This is a genomic window from Streptomyces graminilatus (assembly GCF_001418565.1).
Taxonomy (GTDB): Bacteria; Actinomycetota; Actinomycetes; order Streptomycetales; family Streptomycetaceae; genus Streptomyces; species Streptomyces graminilatus.
The window spans coordinates 60,699-79,223 of sequence record NZ_LIQQ01000011.1 but is presented as its reverse complement, the minus strand read 5'-3'; the positions used below and the strand labels follow the sequence as shown (position 1 = coordinate 79,223).

The following is an 18,525-nucleotide window of genomic DNA, read 5'->3' as shown; positions in this document are numbered from 1 at the left end:
AGTAGCGAGCTACGTCTCAGCACTGCCTCGGGGGTAGACGCTGCGACGAGTCGTCCGAGAAGGTCGGGCGCCGGCACATGAGTCCGGGGTGCCGGAGCCCGCGCTCGTCACACGTCCTTACGCGGCGGGGGCCTCTCGGGCCAGGACACGCATCATCTCGGCGCGCGACGGGGTGATCACCCTCGGCAGGAGAGGCCGCGTGCGCCATCCCGGCAGCGACACGACGGTGCGCCGCAGAAGGGCCTCGACGAGCTTGCGCTTGGACACCTCGACCACGACAACGTCGTGGTCGCTGAGCCCGTCCATGGGGATGATGTGAACCGCCTCCACCGCCTGGACGGTGAAGGCGTCCATGTAGAAGCGGTCGATCCGGGTCGGGCCGCCCTGGTCCGGGCGGGCCCGGCCGGCCGTCGGGGCCAGCGCCGCCAACTGCCCGTGATGGGCGGCCCACCGGGCGGCGTCGTACATGCGGCAGCCGTGCATGATCTCGTCGACGTCTGTGTAAGAGCGCCAGGACCCGTCAGGCTGCAGCTTGGCGCGGTGCATCCGGTGGACGTCGTCGGTGACCTCGGGAGCGGTCCAATCGGGGTGCGGGACCAGCTCCCCCTCCTCCTCGGGGTTCTCGTTCGTATCCCCCAGCAGCCAACAGCCCGCCCAGCCGGGGTCAGCCGGATCGGCAGCAAGGGCGTCCAGGGGAGTGGCGGAATCCTCCGCCGCGTCGCCGGACGGCAGCCGATCGGCCTTGACCTTGTCCACCAGCGAGGTGAGCTTGAACGCCTCGTCGGGCCGGGACGTCGGCGCGTTGAACGAGTGGTGGAAGGTCCCGACATGGATCGGCGCCGCCGCCCCCGGCACCCGCAGGGCGAGGACGGTTGGCGGAGTCCGGACGCCCCTGAAAGGACGCTGGGCGTCCGCCCCCGTGATGAACGAGCCGGGGCGCACGAAGCAGCCGGTCGGGTTGTTGCCGAGGCCCATCTCGGCGCGGAACCCGACCATTTTGAGGTACTGCTGTGTGGCATCGAAGCGGCGGTTCGCCGCCTTGACTTCCTCCGGGCTGGCACCGGGGTGGAACTGCGCGTACGTCAGCTCGGTCATGCCGAGCAGGTCCAGCTCCAGGGGGACGAAGACCTCGGTGTGTACCTGGCAGAAGGTCGGAGGCAAGACTCCCGGCTCCAGCTCCGGGCCACCGTTGCGCTCCACATTGGCGAGCGCGAGACGAAGCGTGTCGTCCTTCTTCGATTTCACTTGATTCTCCTGCGAGACAACGGACTTCGGACGGGAGAGACGGTCAGAGCGGATTGCCCTGGTGCCCCAGGGCAATGGCCGTCGACGGCGGACCGGCGGGCAGAGCCTGCCCCGACTGCCCGGGGCGGGCCGGCAGGGTTGTCATGCGGCCTCCGCCGGCGGATCGATGGGACTGCGCAGCAGCCGAATACCGAGCCGGACCGGCAGGTGATCGGAGAGCTTGGTCAGGTCCGGGGACTCGGGCTTGAGGGTGCGGTAGTCCACAACCTCGATGCGGCGTCCGGTGACGAGGATCTGGTCGAGGCGCAGGGGCACCCTCTCGTTGTCGTACCAGTAGCCGACGGTCGGCTCCCGCTGCTCGGGCACGTCGTTTTGCGGATCACGCCATTTGGACTTCAGAAGCAACCGGCGGGCGTCCCGGTCCCAGCCGCCGAAGGAGCCGTCCGGGAGGATTTTGCGGTAGCGGTGCCACAGGTATTCCGGCACCCGCGTCCAGTCGTCCATCTCCGGGTCGGTGTCGTCCGGGGCGTTGGCGTCCATGAGGAGGATCTTGTCCTCAGGCCAGCCGGGGAACTGTCCTCCGTAGTCGGCCAGGTGGTGGGCCTCGGCCAGCCGGGCCGCCCCGCTGACGTAGGACAGGTGTGTGCCGAGGGCGAGCAGGGGGATGCCGTCGACATCGAACACGTCGCGCGAGACACCGTGGTGGAAGGCACCGCGCGCGAGTTCGGTGTGCGGCCGGCTCGGGGTGAGCCTCTCGGCGTTGTAGAACATGATGCTGAGATTGCGCCCGTCACCGACGCGGGACGTGACGGGCGGCAGCGCGGTCAGACCCGTGACGCTCGCCACGTCATTGAGACGACGGCCTTCATGCCAGCCGACGCCCTCCATGATCCACAGCAGGTCGAGCTCCGGGTGCGACTCAAGAAACTCCAGTTGCTGAATACGCCGTTCCTCGCGGTCGCCGTCGATGCCTCCGTCCTTCACGTTCCACTCAAGTTGAGTGAGCTCAATGGCGGTGTCCGCCGTCGTCATACGTTCTCCGGGTGAGGTGGCGTGCGCGAGATACCGGGCTGCTGAACTGGCGGGACAGGGACTACAGGAGCGCGATCTCCCGCCGCCGTTCCTCGGGGCTCACCACGCCGCGGTGAGCTTCCACCTCGTGGTGCGCCGCCACGGCGTAGTGCTGGACGACCTCGGCGGTGAGGAGTTGCGCCGGGAGCTCGCTCATACACATGAGCTGCAGTGCTTCGTCCAGCGAGCGGGGGACAGGGGGCAGTTCGGTGTCGGCAACCGCGTTGCCGGCCGTCGGCGCTGGCGGTTCGAGCTTGTTGTCGAGGCCGTGGCCGGCGGCCGCCAGGACTGCGGCGAGCGCGAGATAGGGGTTGGCGTCGGCGCCGGGCAGCCGGATCTCCAGATGGCGCCGGGCGCCGGTGCCGACGACGCGGATCGCGCAGGTGCGGTTGTCGAATCCCCAGCTGTAGTTCACCGGTGCACAGGTGCCGGGTACGAGCCGCTTGTAGGCGTTGAACGTGGCGGCCCACAAGGGGGCGAGCGCGGGCATGGCGGTCAGGAGTCCGGCAACGACATGGAGGGCGGCCTCGGGCAGGTCCTTCCCTTCGCTGTCGAAGAGCGGCCGTTGCCCTTCGGTGTCGTGGAGGGAGAGGTGGATGTGTAGGCCGCTGCCGACGCCGGTCTCGGGGGCGGACATGAACAGCGGCAGCACCCGGCGTGCCGCGCCGATCTCGACCGCGGCGTGCCGCAACAGCATGTGCTGGTCAGCGGCTTGCAGGGGCTCTCCGTGGGGGAAGGTGATCTCGACCTGTCCGGAGGCGCCTTCCCCCTTGATCGCTTCCAGCGGCAGCCCGCTCCCGGCCAGCGCCGCGTGCAGGTTCGCCAGGTACTTGCGCAGCAGCGGCGGCTGATGGAGTCCGTAATCCAGGCTTCCCTCGAACAGAGGCCTCAGACCCTGGTACTCCGCTCGGGCCGCGTCTTTCCGGGTGCCGTGGTAGAGAACGAACTCGGCCTCCAGCCCGACGTCGGCGCTGATCCCGCGCCCGGCCAGTGCCTCCAGCTGCCGCTTGAGGACGTGGCGGGGAGCGACGGCCAGTGGCTGGTCCTCGGTGACGGGATCTGCGATCACCAGTGCCGTGCCCGGCAGCCACGACGGCATCCGAAGCGTTCCCAGGTCAGGGACGAACCGTATGTCGCCGTACCCGGTGTCCCAGGAGGCGATCCCGAATCCGTCCAGGGGGCGCATCTCAGCGTCGGTCGCGAGCACGTACCCGCACATTGACGCTCCGTGAAGAGCGACCTCCTGGAGGAAGTGCGCGGCGCTGTACGTCTTTCCTTTGAGGCCGCCCTGCATGTTCGGCGTGGCGAGCACCACCGCGGTGACGGCGCCGCCTTTCACCAGAGCGGACAGCTGGTCGAGGTCGCGGACGGAAGCCGTCGCCGGGATGCCGGGCACCGTGTCGGGCACGTGGGGGACGGGGGCGGTCATACGGCGTCCTCCGCCATCTGGTCTCGCTCGCCGGCCGTGCCGTACTCGGGTGTGAGGTTGTGCCGGGGCCCCCAGTGCCAGGTGATCCAGGCCAGGACGATCACAGCGGCGAGCGCGACGGGGGCGTAGTTGAAGGTGTCGACGGTGACGGGGGACACCGAGGGCAGGCAGAACAGGGCGGTCACGAAGACCACCCAGATCACGGCGATCCAGCCGACCGGCTTGCTCCAGCGGCCCAGCTGCCATGGACCCGGCTTGAAGTGACGGCCTGCGCGCAGCCGCAGGTAGATCGGGATGGCGTAGGCGGGGGTGATCCCGATGACGTTGACCGTGGTGATCGCGGTGTAGGCGGTCGTGGAGTACAGCGAGGGCGCCGCCAGCACGAGAGGGACGGCGACGGCCAGCCACACGGCGTAGACGGGGGTTTTGGTGCGGGGGCTGAGCCGCCGCCAGGTCCTCGCCATGGGCAGGGCGCCGTCGCGGGAGAACGCGAAGATCATGCGGGAGGCGGAGGCCAATCCGGCGTTGGCGCAGAAGATCTGGGCCATGATCACCACGAGCAGGAGGGCCTTCGCCATGGTCCCGCCCAGCGCGTCGAGGAGGATCTGGGCAGGGGGGACACCGGTCGCGCTGTTGACGGTTCCGTTGTAGTCCTGGATTGCGAAGAGCAAGCCGCCGAGCAGGAAGAAGCCGGCGACCCACGACCAGAGGATGGAGTGGACGATGCCTTTCGCGGCGGCGGTCTGGGCGCGCAGGGTCTCCTCCGACAGGTGGGCGGAGGCGTCGTAGCCGCTGAAGGTGTACTGGGCCAGGAGCAGTCCGAGGAGCCCGACGTACCAGTGGCTGCCCCAGCCCGTGTTGTTGGCGAACTCACCGAAGACGAATCCGGTCGTCTGGTGGTGGTCGGGCACGACGACGAGGGCGCCGACGATGACCGCGACTCCTATCAAGTGCCACCACACGGAGATGGAGTTGAGGATCGAGACCAGGCGCACGCCGAAGAGATTCATGACGGCGAGCAGGAGCAGGAGGGCCACGAAGATGAGGAAGATCTTCGGGGGAGTGGGAGTGAACCCGAAGGTGAGGTTGAGCCAGGCCCCGATGAACAGCGCGCACCCGTAGGGACCGGCGGCCATTCCTCCTAAGAGGCCGAGCAGGTTGAACCATGCCGTGTAGTGCCCCCACCGGGGGCCGCCGAGTTTGCCGGCCATGAAATACAAGGCCCCGGAGACCGGGTAGGCGCTGGTGACCTCGGCGAGGCCGAGGCCGACGAAGAGCACCATCGCACCGACGATGGCCCAGCCCCACATCATGACGGCAGGTCCGCCGGTGTTGAGGCCGAAGCCGAAGAGGGTCATGCAGCCGGACAAGACTGAGATGACGGAGAAGCTCAGCGCGAAGTTGCCGAAGCCGCCCATCCGACGGGCGAGTTGCGGTGTGTATCCCAGTCTTGTCAGGACCTGTTCGTCAGTGGACGCGGGCGCAGACACGGGGGTTACCTCCAGGTGGCACGGTGGCGGGGGACGGACTGCTGTCGTGCGACGGGCGCGGGACATGCGGTGGGTGGGTCATGTGAGGCCTCCTGCGCGCGGCAGCCCGCGCTCGTGGAGCCTGAGGTGGCGGGCCTGGAGAAACTCCTCTTGCCAGCTGCGCCCGTCGGGGGCGATGTCCTGCCACGGGGTCCGGGTGGCGCAGGAGCCGATGGCTTCGAACACGTCGCGGGCTGGGGTGCCGCCGTGGTGAAGGGCCTGGGCAAGGTGGTTGAGGTCCAGAGGCGACCAGGTGGTCTTGTCTGTATGGGGAAACCACTCGTTGGCGGCGCGGAGCGTGTAGAAGGAGATTCCTGAGCCCGCCCAGTGCAGACGTGGGGTCTCCGCACGGTTGTGCCGGCGGCGGAAGCGCTCCACGTGGACGTAGAGGGGAAGAAGCCTCACTGCGGATTCACGCGGAGCGGAAAGTGACGCCCACCGGCTGAAGTTGACGGCACCCTCGGCGCTGACCTGATAGGCGAGCAGGGCCCGGAGAGCGTGGTGCCAGGCCTCTCGGTTGAACGCGTCCCGCTTGTCGGCTTCGTGGAGCAGTCCCCAGGGACCTTCCGGTATGCCGGGCTCCCAGCACGTCTGCCGGTTCTCGGGCAGCCGCTCCCGCGGATGCGGAGAGTCGAGCGGCGCAAGGGCGAGCAGCGCCACCCACGGCAGCGGGCTCTCGGGCATGAAGGTGATCGCGAGGTGGCACGCCTTCCGCGCCTCCTCAGCGAGGGCGTAGGCGCCGTGCTGCCCGCGACGGTGGGTGTGAAGAGTCCGCTGGACGAGAACGCGGGCCCACATCATCCGGTACTGATGGTCCCGGCTTTCGCGGCCCCAGGCCTCAACGGCGTCGCACTGCGCTGCGGCGGAGGCCAACACCTGGCTCCGTGCGGTGAGTTGAGCCCATGACTGTGAGGCGTCCAGAAGTGCGCGCATGGAGCGCCACCTGCCGGCGCGGACATCGTCGAGCACTGGGCGCAACTCGGTGTCGAAGCCCGCCGGATGAAAATCAACGACCCGCATCAACACCACCCGCCAGCCTGCCGAAGTCGCAGTGGAGGTGATCGCCGTGGCCTGCCGCAGAAGTACGGCAGCGCCTCGGACTCACGTCGAACCGCACCCTGCCCATCCCGTGGCCCGCCAGGGCGCGGCTCTGTGTGCGGAGGCGGGCCCTCATGCTGCTCCATCGGGCTCGCTCTGGGGGCGCTCGACGGCATCTGCGCTACCCGTACCGAGGAAGCCCCAGGTGTGGCAGAGGCCGATCAGGTGGGTGTCGTTGGCCGCCCCCGCCTTCGCCACGAGGACCCTGATCTGCTCGCGTACGTCGGCTGCGGCGATGCCTGAGGCCTGGGCGATTGCGTAGGTGCTTGAGTGCTCGGCGAGCGCATGCAACAGCCGCCGTTCGTCAGCGTCGAGTTCGGGGGCGGGCACGGTTGTGGACGGCGGGGGTACCTGGCCACTGGCGAGGACGGCGTGCGCGCGGGCCGGACGGGCGGCGACACCGAACTTGCGGCCGATACCACTGAGATGTCCGCTGAAGGAAGCCGCGCTCATGCCCAGAACGCCGGCTCCCTCCGCGTTGGAGCGGCCGGCAACGAGGTGGTCGGCCACACGCTTCTCGGTGTCCGTCAGGCGGAGGCGCGTGGAGACAGAGCGGTCGGAAACGATCGTGCTGTCGAGGGGCGGGAAGGCGAGTACCGGGAGGGGGGCGTGGCGTCCGCCCGTAGTGACGGCCGGGGACGCGAAGGCACGCCCGGTCAGAGCATCTCGCAGGGCTGCTGGCGTGGTTGTTCCCAGGCCGGGCAGCACGATCCAGCGGACGTCGAGACCGTGCGTGACGAAGGCCGGGGGGATGCCCAGGAGCGTCCCTCGGCGCAGGAAGCGTGTTCCGGGCACATCCCAGGGGGGAGGGGTGCCCGTGGTCGGGTCGAGCAGGAAATGCCAGGTCTTCGTGTATGTACAGGCGAGGACGGGTCCGCTGGCCGGGCCGAGCACTTCATGGGCGCGCTGGGCTTCGTTCGCTGGGGCACGTATCGCGTCGAAGTGCTCGCCGCACGGGATCCGGATGGTCCGGACCTGGGGCACCCAGAGCGGCAGGAGCTGCCGGGTCGGGGCGTCGTGGGCCTGTGCGGCGGGGGCGTCGGACATCATGAGTGCTCTCGTGAGGGACAGGCAGGGGGAAGCGGTGGAGGATCAGGCGGCCGCGACGGGCCTTCGGGTTCGGCGGATGAACTCCTCGGACCACTCGGTGCGGTCGGCTCCGAGCGCCTTCTCGGACAGCCGGTATCGCTGGACGTCATCTGGGCCCGCCGGTGCGCCGACGAGCTGGATGTCGCGCATCAGTCGCGTGATCGGGTGGTCGGCGCGGGCGGCGTAGCCGCCGTGGAGCGAGCTGGCGTCCCTCAAGGACTCCCCGGCCGCCTGGTTGTTGAACAGCTTGGACTGGACGAGTTCCGCGTCGCACGCTTGTCCCTGATCCAGCAGGTGCACGGCGTCGTACGCCAGTCGTTCGGCGGTCATGAGGCGGGATTTCATGTCCGCGAGGCGGTACTTGACGACGGGGTAGTCGGTGAGCTTCCGCGTCTCGCGGTGGCGTTTGCCGATCTTGCGGCGACGTTTGCCGAGGAAGCCGAGGGTCTCGTCCATGACCCTGCGGTGGAGGCCGAGGGCGGTCGCGGCGAGGTTGGGGCGGCCGCAGACGACCGAGGCGGTGTACGCGGCGGCGAGGCCGTCGCCCACCTCCCCGAGGAGATGGGTAGCGGGCACATGGACGTCACGCAGGCGGACCTCGCCGCAGGCGAAGCCGTGCATGCCGACCAGGTCCGGCTGGCTCACCTCGATCCCGTCCCATCCGTCTTCGACGAGGAACGCAGACAGGCTCCGCGGATCGCCGGGGCGGCCGGTTCGTACGACCACGACGTGGAGGCCGGCTATTGCGGAGTTCCCGATGAAGCACTTGCGGGCGTTGATGATCCAGTGTTTTCCCTTGCGGCGGGCCGTGCCGTCCATGCCCAGGACATGGCTGCCACTGTCGGGTTCAGTCACCAGGATGGCCGTCCACAGGCCTTGGGCGATCTGCGGCAGCCACAGCTGCTTCTGCTCCTCGCTGCCCAGGTAGAGGATCGCGGCGGTCGGGATGAACGAGGCCTGCAGGATGCCGCCGGCGGCACCGCTGAAGTAGCTCGCCTCCGAGATCAGGATCGTCTTGGAGACGTGATCGAGGCCCATGCCGCCGTACTCGGCGTCGTCGATGATCACTCCGCACCAGCCCAACTCGCCCATCAAACGGGGAAGCACTCGGTCGGCGTGTGTTCCTTCTGCTTCCATGCGCGGAACGTGGGGGGCGATCACTTCGCGGCCGAACTCCTGCGCCTGCTCGCGCAGGCGCAGATGGCCGTCCGTCAGGTACGTGTACGTGGTGGACATCGGTCCGTCCCCTCCCTCTGGTCTAATGGGGCTGTGCTGGACGACGGGCAGTGGCGCTAGTGCTCCGAGGGCGGCGGGGGGTTGTCGGGCAGTTGGTCGATGTACTCCATGGCCTGGGCCGCGTAGTTCTTGATCAGGCTCACTCCCTGGCGGCCCCAGTTCGTCGTCTCCCGGCCCACGAAGCAGACCGTGCCGAGGACGATGTCGGTGGACTCGTCGATGAGGGGGGTTCCCAGGTAGGTGCGGGCGCCGAGCTGGTGGACGGCCTTGCCCAGCCAGCGCGGTTGGTCGAAGACGTTGTTGAGCGGCAGGGCCTTGCGGCGGTCCATGGTGTGGACGCACCACCCGCTCGTGCGTTCCATGTACCGTTCCTCCGGCGCCGTATCGGCTGCGGCGGCCTGGCTCTCACCGCCGCCGGTGCCGACGGGCACGTACATGCCGGCGAAGTACTGGTAGCCGTCCTTCATGATGTTGACCATGGCGAGGAGGCCGCGCGGGTTTCCGACGAGGTCGGCCGCCTCGTGTGCAGCGTCACGCGCGAGGGCGTCGAACCGCGCAATGGGCCGGTCCACGAGCAGGCCTTTACGCTGCAGCAGCTCCAAGCGTGGGATCCGCTCGTCATCCGCCGGAACACGGTCGTGGCGGCCGGTTGCAAGGTCAAAGGTGGGCATCGTGGACTCCAGAGCAGAAACAGCAGCAAGAAGCGGGCTAGGCGGAAGGGACGAGCTGGGCACGGGCACGCGCGTGCGCGACCAGGTCGACCAGGACGCCGTGCGCTGAGGTTGCGTCACGGGCGTCGCACCAGACGAGGGGAACCTCGGGGCTCACCCCCAGGGCAGCGCGCACCTCCTGCTCGGTGCGGGGGCGCGCATCGGGGAACTTGTTGACCGCGAGCACAAAGGGGATCTTTCGGCGCTCGAAGTACTCGACGGCGGCGAAGCAGCCCTCCAGTCGGCGGGTGTCAACGAGGACGACCGCGCCGACGGCGCCCTGCGACAGGTTGTCCCACATGAACCAGAAGCGCTCCTGGCCCGGCGTGCCGAACAGCAGCAGCTGCACCTCATGGGTCATCTGCAGCTGGTGGTCACTGCGGAGGGTGATGCGGCCGAAGTCCATGGCCACGGTGGTGGATTCCTTCTGCTCGATGCCCGCGAGGTTGTCGGTGTCGACCCCGGCCTCCGTGAGCGTCTCTTCCGTCCGCAGGGGCTCGATCTCGCTCACCGCACCGACGAAGGTCGTTTTCCCAACACCGAAGCCGCCCGCCACGAGGATCTTCAGCGAGAGCGTCAGCTCAGATTCGGCGTAGCCCAGCAAGGACTTCTCCCAAGATCCGTGGGTCGGTGGCTGCTCCGCCGCTGTTGTCGGGCATCGCATTGATCAGGTAGCCGTCGTCAAGGAGGTCGGAAAGCCAGATCTTGACGATCTGTAAGGGGTGCCCGAGCCTCGCTGTGATCTCCGCGACCGAGACCGCGCCGGCCCGGCAGAGGTCGAATGCCTGCGCGTAGTGCGACTGCAGAGGCTTGGACGGCAGGTTGGGTTTGGCCTTCACCAGGGATGCGCGGTCGAGTTCCTGGGAGGGGGTAACCCGTCCGTGTACCAGCGCGTAGGGCCGGACCGGCCCGTAGCCTTCGTCGACCAGGGCTTCGTCACCGGCCACCTCACTGGACCGTCGTGCCCGCTGCTACCGGCTCGGACCGTGGGGCGACGTACAGGTATTGAGGAACCTGCTTGACCAGCAGCGTCATCTCGTAGGAGACCTGCCCGACATCGCCGTCGGCACCGACCAGGACGGTCAGCAGCGCGCCCTCGCCAGCCGCCTGGACGAACAGGTGGCCCCCGTCGAGCTCCACGATGACCTGACGGACCCCACCGGCACCGTTCAGGAGACGGCCGGTTCCAAGAGCCAGAGAGTGCAGACCGCTGGTGATGGCGCTCAGTGTGTCAGCCTCGCCCTTCCTGTCGTGGTTGAGGCTGGCGACCTTCATGCCGTCGCGCGAGGTCACCAAGGCACTGACCGCGCCGGTCGTCCTGTTGACGAAGTCGGTCAGCAGCCAGGTCAGGTCATTCTTCGTGGTCGCCACTGTGGGCCTCCAGGGAGTGGGGGGGATTGGTCGGTTCAGCGGACTGGGAGGCATCCGGCGCGGCGTCCTGCTCGGCGCGGAGCCGTCCCTCGGCGAGCCGGGACATCAGGCTCGGGCTGGGCGGGGCGGACGGTTCCGTATATCCACCGGACCCGGGAGCAGCGTCTTGCAACTCTGGTGCCAGATAGGAGCGTGAAAGGTCCCGTTTCGGCAGTGGAGCACTGTCGCCGGACACGGAGGTGTCCGGCGCTTCGGCCGCTGCGTGCCCTGCAGCGGGTCCGGGTATGCCGGAGGCGCGGCGTGAAGGCAGGGGCGCAAGTCCGCTGCCCGGAGGGAGCGCCCCACTGGCGCTCGGGTCTGGAATGCGAGAGGCCACCGGGCCGCGAGTTACTGCAACCCTGGCGCGGGTACTTGCGGCAGGCACTCCGCGGCCGTCGGCGAGCACCGGTTCGGGCGACTGGAGGTTGGGCCGAGCGGCTGGCTCCTGCCTGTCCGGTGTGGTGCTGAAGAGATCGAGGGGCACCAGGACTTCTGCCTGGTTGGAACCGTAGACATTGCTCTGGAGCCTGACACTGAATCCGAGCCGGCGGGCATACTCCGCCACCACCCACACCCCCATGCGACCGTCCCGCAAGTAGTCGCCAGCCCGGTGCCGGGACGGCTCGGACAACAGGCCGTTCAGCTGCGTCAGGGTGTCTCGCGGCATGAGCTTTCCACGGTCGTCGATCTGGATGACCACTCCCGAGTCGACCGTGTCAACCCGGACCAGAACCTCTGTCGTGGGCTTGGAGAACTTGGCAGCGTTGTCGAGGAGTTCAGCCACTGCATGGACGAGCCCGGGCGCGGCCCGCCCGTCGATCATGCCTTCGGCGGGGGACACCAGTTTGACCCGCGCGTATTGCTCGATCTCAGAGATCGCATGGCTGATCACATCGGACAGCTTCATCGCTTTGCTGTTGCGTCGGGGAAGCGCGCCGCCTGCCAACGTCAGGCTCTCCGCCAGGCGGCGCAGCCGCGTGACCGCGTGATCCAGCTTGAAGATTGGCTGGAGGACATCGGGGTCCTCCATCTCGCGTTCAAGCCCGTCGAACGCCTGCAACGTCTGGTTGATCGACGTCAGGATGCGCCGGGCGATGCTGAGGACAGCGGCCTTCTCCTGACGGGCCGAGCTGTCGGTGAGAGCCGTCTGCACACCGTGCACGAATTCGAGCAGTTCATGTTCCAGGGCAAGGAACGGATGCGGGGCAACGGGCGCCGGCGGGAGCTCGCGCACCTGGAGCTGCTCACCGCGCTGCAACTGATCCAACGTCGACTGGACCGCTTTGAGACCGTCGGCCAGAGCAGACCGGAGGAGGGCGATCCACTGGGACACTGCCTGACGGTCAGTCGCTTGCTCTCGCCTCAAGGCCTCAACAGCATCGGCACCCTGCTGTTGTGCCGCCTCAACGGCACCGACGCGGTGCTGGTGCACCGTATCGGAGGTTGAACGGGACGCCCGCCAGGCGACCACCAGCACCGCAGTGCATGACACAGCAACCGCTGACCACACCAACCAGCGGGTACCGGATCCGGCACGCTCTGCCCGCAGAAGGTACGCGGGCAGGACGGTCAGCACCAGCACGGCCAACGGCGGGAGAACGGCAAGCTGCCCCAACCGCGCGCGCAGCCCCTCGGACGTGCTCATCCTGCGCGCCCACGATCTGCCGTGCCGTCGGCGCTCGGAGCGTGTGGCGGGTGGAGAATCAGACATCGGGAGACCTCGGGGACGTGGACGCGGGGCGTAAACGCGGTCCGGTTACAGGGAAGTGCGCAGGAGATGGGCCGCCGGGGCAGGCTGGCTGATGCGGGGGAACAACTGCCGCCCCCGCCCCGGCGGCCGGCTACAGGGGCGGTCGGACGGCGAGGTCGGACGGCGGCGGCAACGGCCGAACCATGCTGGTACCTCCTCCTGAAGGAGTCGTCTCCCCAGGAACCGGCAGGGGAACGGAACCCTCAACGATCGCAGTCACGGGCAACGGGTCCTCGGAGAGTGAAACCGGAGCTTCAGAGGGCAGGGTCATCACGGGATACCTGACCTCCGAAGCCCCGGTGGCCAGGGGGAACGGGGGGACTGAGTCGAAGTACTCTGTGCTACTGCGTGGCCAGTCCGGCAACGCCGGCATGTCGAACTGCAGATGTGTCTTGACCACTTGGCTTGGAAGCTGATCACCAGCCTGCCCTGTCCGCCATCTGTCGGGCCAGATGCACCGAGGCTCATATCGAGGGTCACCCAGATACGCCTCCGACTGCACACCCCGCAATCTCAAATCTGGGCATTTCTGGGCTAATTGCGTGCTGGTGTGGTCGCCTCTCCATGCAAATGACCCTCGATATGAGCCGCTGGGCAACTGGACTTCCCGTTCGGACAAATGCGACGGTGAGAGCGGGGCTGACAAGAGCCGCGCTCCGCCCCTCTCCCCTTCAGATTCCCGGGCCCGTTGCCTCGTTGCTGTGCCGGATTACGGCGAGCCGAGTCGGCGCCCTGTCCTTCGCGATGAGAGCGAGCCCCGTCGTGACCGCTTCACACATGCCCCGGCGACGCCTGGTCGCCGGATGGGACGAGCATCCTCTCGGCGCCGGTTGCCGCCCCATCGGGGGACCGGCGACCAACCTGAGCCACGCCGCAGGATGGGCACCCGTGGACGACGACAGCGCGGTCGATGCCCTCTTGCGCGCCCGCGCGGAGGGAGCGACTGTCTTCGACACGTCGGATGTCTACGGTCTCGGCCACTCCCAGAGGCTGCTGGGCCGCATGCTTGCCCAGGTGCCCCGCGAGAGCGTCAGCATCACCTGCACGGTCGGGGCCTTCAAAGGCACCGGCGTCAACGCCTACAGCTCCCTCAACCTGCATGGGCAGGTGGAGCAGAGTCTGGAAAACCTCGGCGTGGAATCGCTGGACGTCCTGACGCTCCACCACACCGACTTCGGCCCACGAGACCGGTATCTCCAAGAGGCACGGGAGACACTGGAGGCCCAGCGTGACCTCGGCAGAGTCAAGGCGCTCGGAATGCGGGCGCCCAACCGGCTGGCGGCAGGCACCGCAACTCCGGGCGATCGCAACCAGGTGAGCGCGGCTCGGTTTGACTTCCTCGTCCAACAGCTCGGCCCCAAGGTCATCACCACGCCCTTCAACCCCCTCAGCCGTCCTCCCGAACCCGAGGCCGCCGACAGCGAAGAGAACGAGGACATCTTCAGCTTCGCCCGCCGTCACGGCGCCGCCACCATGATCTACAAGCCCCTGGCTCAGGGACTGCTCACCGGCAAGTACCTTTCCGACGCTGCCTTCGGCCCAGGCGACGTCCGCTCCCGCCTCACCACGCCGGTTCTGGAGACTGTCGAACGAGGCTTGCAGCCCCTGCGAGACCGGTTCGGAGCCACCCCGCACGACCTTGCCCGAGTCGCCCTCCTCTACTGCCTCAAACGCTGCCCCGACTCGATCGTGCTGACGGGATTCACCAGTTCAGAACAAGTGGCTGCGAACTACGCGGGTCTGGAAACCGAACTGAGCGACGACGACTTCGACTTCGTCAACACCACGTATGCCGGCCTGCGCGCCGAGCTGGAAGCCCTCGGCCAACTCCGCGCACCTGAGGCATCTGTGCCCTGAAGTACCTGCCCGGGCGAACCCCGTCCGCCCCAGCGCTTCCGAGACGCGGGCCCACTACGACCTGGAGAGCACATGACAGCCCTGTCCCTGAGCCAACGCCCAGCCAGGCTCCCCGAGCTCCTCGTCTCAGAGACCTTCGGACCGACCTTCCAGGGCGAAGGCCCGAGCCTCGGCACTCTGGCTGCCTTCCTGCGCCTGTGGGGATGCAACCTGGCGTGCTCCGACCGTATGCCCTGCGACACCGCCTACACCTGGGACACCTCGCGGTACAGCCCAGGTGAGCACATGAGGAAGCGCAGCATCGCCGAGACGGGCGACGAACTCCTGGGCTTCGGCACCCCCCTTGTGGTGATCACCGGAGGCGAGCCGCTGCTCCAGCAGAAGCGCCTCCTTCCTCTGGTGGACCGGCTGCTTGCCGAAGGGCGCCGCGTCGAGTTCGAGACCAACGGGACGATCCCCCCGCTGCCGGAGCTCGTGACCGACGGCGTCCAGTTCAACGTCTCGCCCAAGCTCTCGAACGCCGGCGGGGAGGAGTGCCAGCGCATCGCGCCGGACGCGCTGCGCGTCTTCGCGGACAGCGGCCAGGCCGTCTTCAAGTTCGTCGCCGAGCGGGAATCGGACCTGGAGGAGATCCAGAACCTCGTCGACCGCTTCGGCCTGACCCCGGTGTACGTGATGCCGGAGGGCACCAGTCCCGAGACCGTCATCGAACGGGCCCGTGTGCTTGCCGATCCCGTTATCGCCCGCGGCTGGTCCATGACCACACGACTCCACATCCTGCTCTGGAAGGACGAACGTGGCCGATGACTCGTCCACCGCGTCCGTGACAACTCGATCGTTCTGACCGGATTCACCAGTTCACAACAGGTGGCCGTGAACTACCAGGGCTTCAAGAACGAACTGAGCGAACCGGACTACGAATTCGTCGACGCCGCGTAGGCGTTGCGAGCCGAGCTGGTAGAGCTCGTCCAGCTCCGCTCAAGGGATGCGGCGTCCGTGCCATGTATCCCCGGACCGAGCCGATCTGCCCACGTCCCCGAGGAGCGATGACGCCCCCCGTGCGTGCCGCGCAAGGTGAGACATCGAGGCCCACATGAGCCCAAACAGTACCTATTGGATGAACTACGCCATCAGCGTCGCACAAAAGGCGCCACAATCAGGTCGGCGAGTCGGCGTTGCGCTCGTTTCTGAACACAACGAGCTGATTTGCTCCGCCTTCGAGGGAGAAGTACGCGGCGCATCCTGGTATCGAAGTCTGCGGCGCAGGATTCAAGAACTCGGAACATCCAGCGCGCACAGCGTATATCTAACGATCAACACCCTGTCAGCGGCCTCGTCGTTTGAGCTCGCCGAACTCTTGAAGGAAGTACGCATCGACAGGGTCTATATCGGTCTGCCAGACCCCGCGCTGACGAGTTACCTCGATGACGATCCCGTCACCGCGCGACGTCATGCACGCCGCTTCCCCGATGATTTGCAGCGCGAGATCCTCGAACAGAATCGACACCTCTACGCAGTGAGCGAGCAGAATATCGAGTGCAACCCCCACTACTCCACACATCGCATTAGTGAAGCCGTCTCCACCGGGCTGAGGTCGAGGGGGTTCGCGCTTTCCAGGAATGATGTCAATGAGAACAGGGGGAGGATTGCGCTCGCTTCTCTGATCTGCCAGAGGTATGGGATCGAGTACAAAGAAGCTGATCGCGCCGTAAACGACGCACTGTCCGAAGCGTTTGACGCGAAGTACGGTACCTATGACTACGCGTACGACGCTCGTGCCGCCAACGTGAGGTGGATGGACGACTTCATATCGGTTTACAGGAGGTCGTCCACAAGGTCGCTGTCTGCCGTCAACATCCTCAACGTCGGCGTCGGAGCCGGTCACGAAGCAGCGGCTTTGTTTTCCGATTGCCCGCAGATCACCTTTGTTGACATCGCGGAAAGTGGCCTTGCGAATATAGGCGGACGCATTCCCTCGTCGAGAACTGTCGTCTCTAGCGCCGAAGACCTGTCTGCCCTACCGGAGAACAGTTTCGACCTGTATGTGTCCTTGAGAACGTACAACTCGTCGTTCTTTGACACGTCCGCGGCGGCCTCAGAGGCGCACAGAGTACTGAAGCCCGGTGCCGTGATTATCGTCTCCGTGGCCAACGGATTTCTGTATACTCAGCGGGGCTGCGTCGTGCCAGGACTGATCATCCCCGGCACGGAGTTCGTCGACCTCTATCGCGGGATGGACACAGCCAATCTGATTGGTGCGGAGCTCGACTGTACTGGATTTAAAGATATCCGAATATTCCCAACAAGTACCGAGATTTACCTGTCGGCTGTCACCGCCTAAAGGTTCCCACCGCCCCTCCAGCCAGCCACGTTCACGACGTCCCATCAGTTCTGCGGGAAGGCTGAATCGCAGACGGCCGGGAGGGAGCGACCGGACTATCCAGAGCGACCAGCGCGAAGGAAGGACTTCTGTAATGAACGGGCCAGTGACTGTTGCCCGTCGGATTCTGCAGTTCAACGAGGAACTCGCGGAAACGACGCTTGAACTGCCTCCCGGATTCACGGTCATCAATCCGTTCACCGGACCCCAGCAGGAGCGTGTCCGCGAGGTGACGACCGCGTTCTACCACAAGTACTACGACGACGATAAGCCGCGCCGTCTGGTACTGGGGAGCTCGCCCGCCCGACGCGGCACGGCCGTGACCGGGGTCCCGTTCGAAGACGCCAAGCTCCTCGAAAGCGAAACGGGCGTCGATGTCGACGGCTATGCGGTGAGCCGGCCTTCCGCCGGGTTTCTGCACGACGTCATCAGGCGCTACGGGGGCCGCGACAAGTTTTATGCCGACTTCGTAATGAGTTTTGTGTGCCCTCTTGGCCTGGTGAGAACGAACCACAAGAGGAACGAGGTCAACTGCAACTACTACGAGAACAAGAAGCTGCTGGAGCTCCTGCACTCTTTCCTCGTGGACACCCTGGAACGCCAGCTGGCATTCGGTACCGACACCTCGGTGTGCTACTGCATTGGCAGTGGCGAGAACTTCAAGTTCCTCTCGAAGGTAAACGAGGGCCAGCGCTTCTTCCAAAGGATCGTGCCCTTGGAGCACCCGCGTTTCATCACTCAATACAATCGGGACAGAGAGGAAGAATTCGCCGAGAAGTACCTCAGCGCTCTGCGCGGAGAAGGCGATTAGTCGTGGTGTCCTCCGGAATGCTCGTCAACCTCTCAGCTGATTCGACGAAGGCCGTGTGCTCCCAACGCGCTGGAACGAGAAGGAGAACATTACATTGGTGACAGAAGGCAGGGTCCTGGTCCACTTCGACTCGGAACGCGTTAGTGTTTACCGCTTCCAGAGCGGCGAGTTGAAGCTACTCAAAAGGGAGCGGCTCGCGTATGGAGACAGCCTCGTCGGCGAGGTGCTGGCAGACAGGGTCGGCGAGTTTTGCGCCGGGCTCAAGGAGTTCAGCGAGGTTGTTGACAACAAGGGAACGCGACTGTACGCCACCGGGGTCTTCCAGCGGCTCCCGCAGCCGGAAGCGGTCGCACTGGTCAACAGCATCTATGTCGACACCGGCCTCTATTTCAACATAGTGGGGCCGGAGCTGGAGCGGTTCTACCTGGAAACGGGCTTGTCCGCGTGCGGTTCGAACGACATGGTGGAAGGCCTGATCCGGCGGGAGTTCCGGACTGCTGTTGTCTGCGGCAGCTTCCAGCAGTCCCTGGGGTATATCGAGGGCACTATCGCCCGTCTGCGAGAGAGCGGCACCGTGGTGCTGAGCCCTCGGAGTACAAGGATCAAGCCGGAAACCGCGGGCTCCGACTTCATCCTCTTCGACTACCAGGATTTACTGAAGAACGAACGCGACACGTGGCGGCACAAGTACGTGCACATGGACGCGTTCCGGAAATCCGACGCTGTTGTCGTGTGTAACCCGGGCGGTCTCGTCGGGAACGGCACCATCTTCGAGCTCGGCTTCATGTCCGCGCTTTCCAAGAGGGTCATCTTCACGGAGGAGCCCCGGGGCGTGTCTGTCCTGTTCCCCTGTGAGGTGGGCCTGGGTTCTTGAGCACACCCGCTGAGGGCTGCAGCATCGCACCTCGTT

At 66.6% G+C, this 18,525-nt stretch carries 17 protein-coding genes; 5 read left to right on the top strand and 12 right to left on the bottom strand.

All coding sequences use genetic code 11. The features are described from left to right. Window positions 1-117 precede the first annotated feature (117 nt). From AOK08_RS01415 to AOK08_RS42560, 12 genes are all read right to left on the bottom strand, one after another. On the bottom strand, window positions 118-1,245 hold the full coding sequence (locus AOK08_RS01415) for a hypothetical protein (RefSeq protein WP_055522788.1): 1,128 nt from the start codon (window positions 1,243-1,245) through the stop codon (window positions 118-120). 141 nt (window positions 1,246-1,386) lie between these two features. Beyond that, window positions 1,387-2,277, bottom strand: a complete 891-nt coding sequence (locus AOK08_RS01410; protein WP_055522786.1) for an exonuclease/endonuclease/phosphatase family protein — start codon at window positions 2,275-2,277, stop codon at window positions 1,387-1,389. A gap of 61 nt (window positions 2,278-2,338) precedes the next feature. Continuing rightward, window positions 2,339-3,745 (bottom strand): glutamine synthetase family protein, encoded by a 1,407-nt coding sequence (locus AOK08_RS01405; protein ID WP_079053753.1) that lies wholly within the window; start codon window positions 3,743-3,745, stop codon window positions 2,339-2,341. Then, window positions 3,742-5,301 carry an amino acid permease gene (locus tag AOK08_RS01400; protein ID WP_079053752.1) on the bottom strand — a complete coding sequence of 520 codons (1,560 nt, stop codon included), beginning with the start codon at window positions 5,299-5,301 and terminating at the stop codon, window positions 3,742-3,744. The genes AOK08_RS01405 and AOK08_RS01400 overlap by 4 nt, the downstream gene beginning before the upstream one ends. 12 nt (window positions 5,302-5,313) lie before the next feature. Next, window positions 5,314-6,207: a hypothetical protein gene (locus AOK08_RS01395; RefSeq protein ID WP_157876521.1), complete on the bottom strand. Its 894-nt coding sequence runs from the start codon at window positions 6,205-6,207 to the stop codon at window positions 5,314-5,316. Window positions 6,208-6,444: 237 nt separating this feature from the next. After that, window positions 6,445-7,422, bottom strand: coding sequence for a helix-turn-helix transcriptional regulator (locus tag AOK08_RS42565; protein WP_055522784.1), 978 nt, complete (start codon window positions 7,420-7,422; stop codon window positions 6,445-6,447). A 42-nt stretch (window positions 7,423-7,464) separates the two neighbouring features. After that, window positions 7,465-8,697, bottom strand: coding sequence for an acyl-CoA dehydrogenase family protein (locus AOK08_RS01385; RefSeq protein ID WP_055522777.1), 1,233 nt, complete (start codon window positions 8,695-8,697; stop codon window positions 7,465-7,467). A gap of 56 nt (window positions 8,698-8,753) precedes the next feature. Continuing rightward, entirely contained in the window at window positions 8,754-9,299 is a 546-nt protein-coding gene (locus tag AOK08_RS01380; protein WP_055522775.1) for a GAF domain-containing protein, read from the bottom strand. Between the two features lie 106 nt (window positions 9,300-9,405). Beyond that, on the bottom strand, window positions 9,406-10,011 hold the full coding sequence (locus tag AOK08_RS01375) for a GTP-binding protein (protein WP_055522773.1): 606 nt from the start codon (window positions 10,009-10,011) through the stop codon (window positions 9,406-9,408). Next, window positions 9,989-10,354: a DUF742 domain-containing protein gene (locus AOK08_RS01370; RefSeq protein ID WP_055522771.1), complete on the bottom strand. Its 366-nt coding sequence runs from the start codon at window positions 10,352-10,354 to the stop codon at window positions 9,989-9,991. The genes AOK08_RS01375 and AOK08_RS01370 overlap by 23 nt, the downstream gene beginning before the upstream one ends. 1 nt (window position 10,355) lies before the next feature. Next, window positions 10,356-10,778, bottom strand: coding sequence for a roadblock/LC7 domain-containing protein (locus AOK08_RS01365; protein ID WP_241826763.1), 423 nt, complete (start codon window positions 10,776-10,778; stop codon window positions 10,356-10,358). Beyond that, window positions 10,759-12,462, bottom strand: coding sequence for a sensor histidine kinase (locus tag AOK08_RS42560; protein ID WP_157876520.1), 1,704 nt, complete (start codon window positions 12,460-12,462; stop codon window positions 10,759-10,761). The genes AOK08_RS01365 and AOK08_RS42560 overlap by 20 nt, the downstream gene beginning before the upstream one ends. Before the next feature lie 882 nt (window positions 12,463-13,344). Between AOK08_RS42560 and AOK08_RS01355 the strand changes: the two genes are divergently transcribed. The 5 genes from AOK08_RS01355 to AOK08_RS01330 all read left to right on the top strand — a co-directional run bounded on the left by AOK08_RS01355 (window position 13,345) and on the right by AOK08_RS01330 (window position 18,489). After that, entirely contained in the window at window positions 13,345-14,424 is a 1,080-nt protein-coding gene (locus AOK08_RS01355) for an aldo/keto reductase (RefSeq protein ID WP_063793978.1), read from the top strand. A 72-nt stretch (window positions 14,425-14,496) separates the two neighbouring features. Beyond that, window positions 14,497-15,231, top strand: coding sequence for a 7-carboxy-7-deazaguanine synthase QueE (locus AOK08_RS01350; RefSeq protein ID WP_055522763.1), 735 nt, complete (start codon window positions 14,497-14,499; stop codon window positions 15,229-15,231). Window positions 15,232-15,541: 310 nt separating this feature from the next. Continuing rightward, window positions 15,542-16,765: a class I SAM-dependent methyltransferase gene (locus AOK08_RS01340; protein ID WP_157876519.1), complete on the top strand. Its 1,224-nt coding sequence runs from the start codon at window positions 15,542-15,544 to the stop codon at window positions 16,763-16,765. Window positions 16,766-16,898: 133 nt separating this feature from the next. Further along, on the top strand, window positions 16,899-17,615 hold the full coding sequence (locus AOK08_RS01335) for a uracil-DNA glycosylase family protein (RefSeq protein ID WP_055522757.1): 717 nt from the start codon (window positions 16,899-16,901) through the stop codon (window positions 17,613-17,615). 97 nt (window positions 17,616-17,712) lie between these two features. Continuing rightward, complete coding sequence (locus AOK08_RS01330) at window positions 17,713-18,489, top strand: TIR domain-containing protein (protein WP_055522755.1); 777 nt, start codon at window positions 17,713-17,715, stop codon at window positions 18,487-18,489. Window positions 18,490-18,525: the final 36 nt, after the last annotated feature.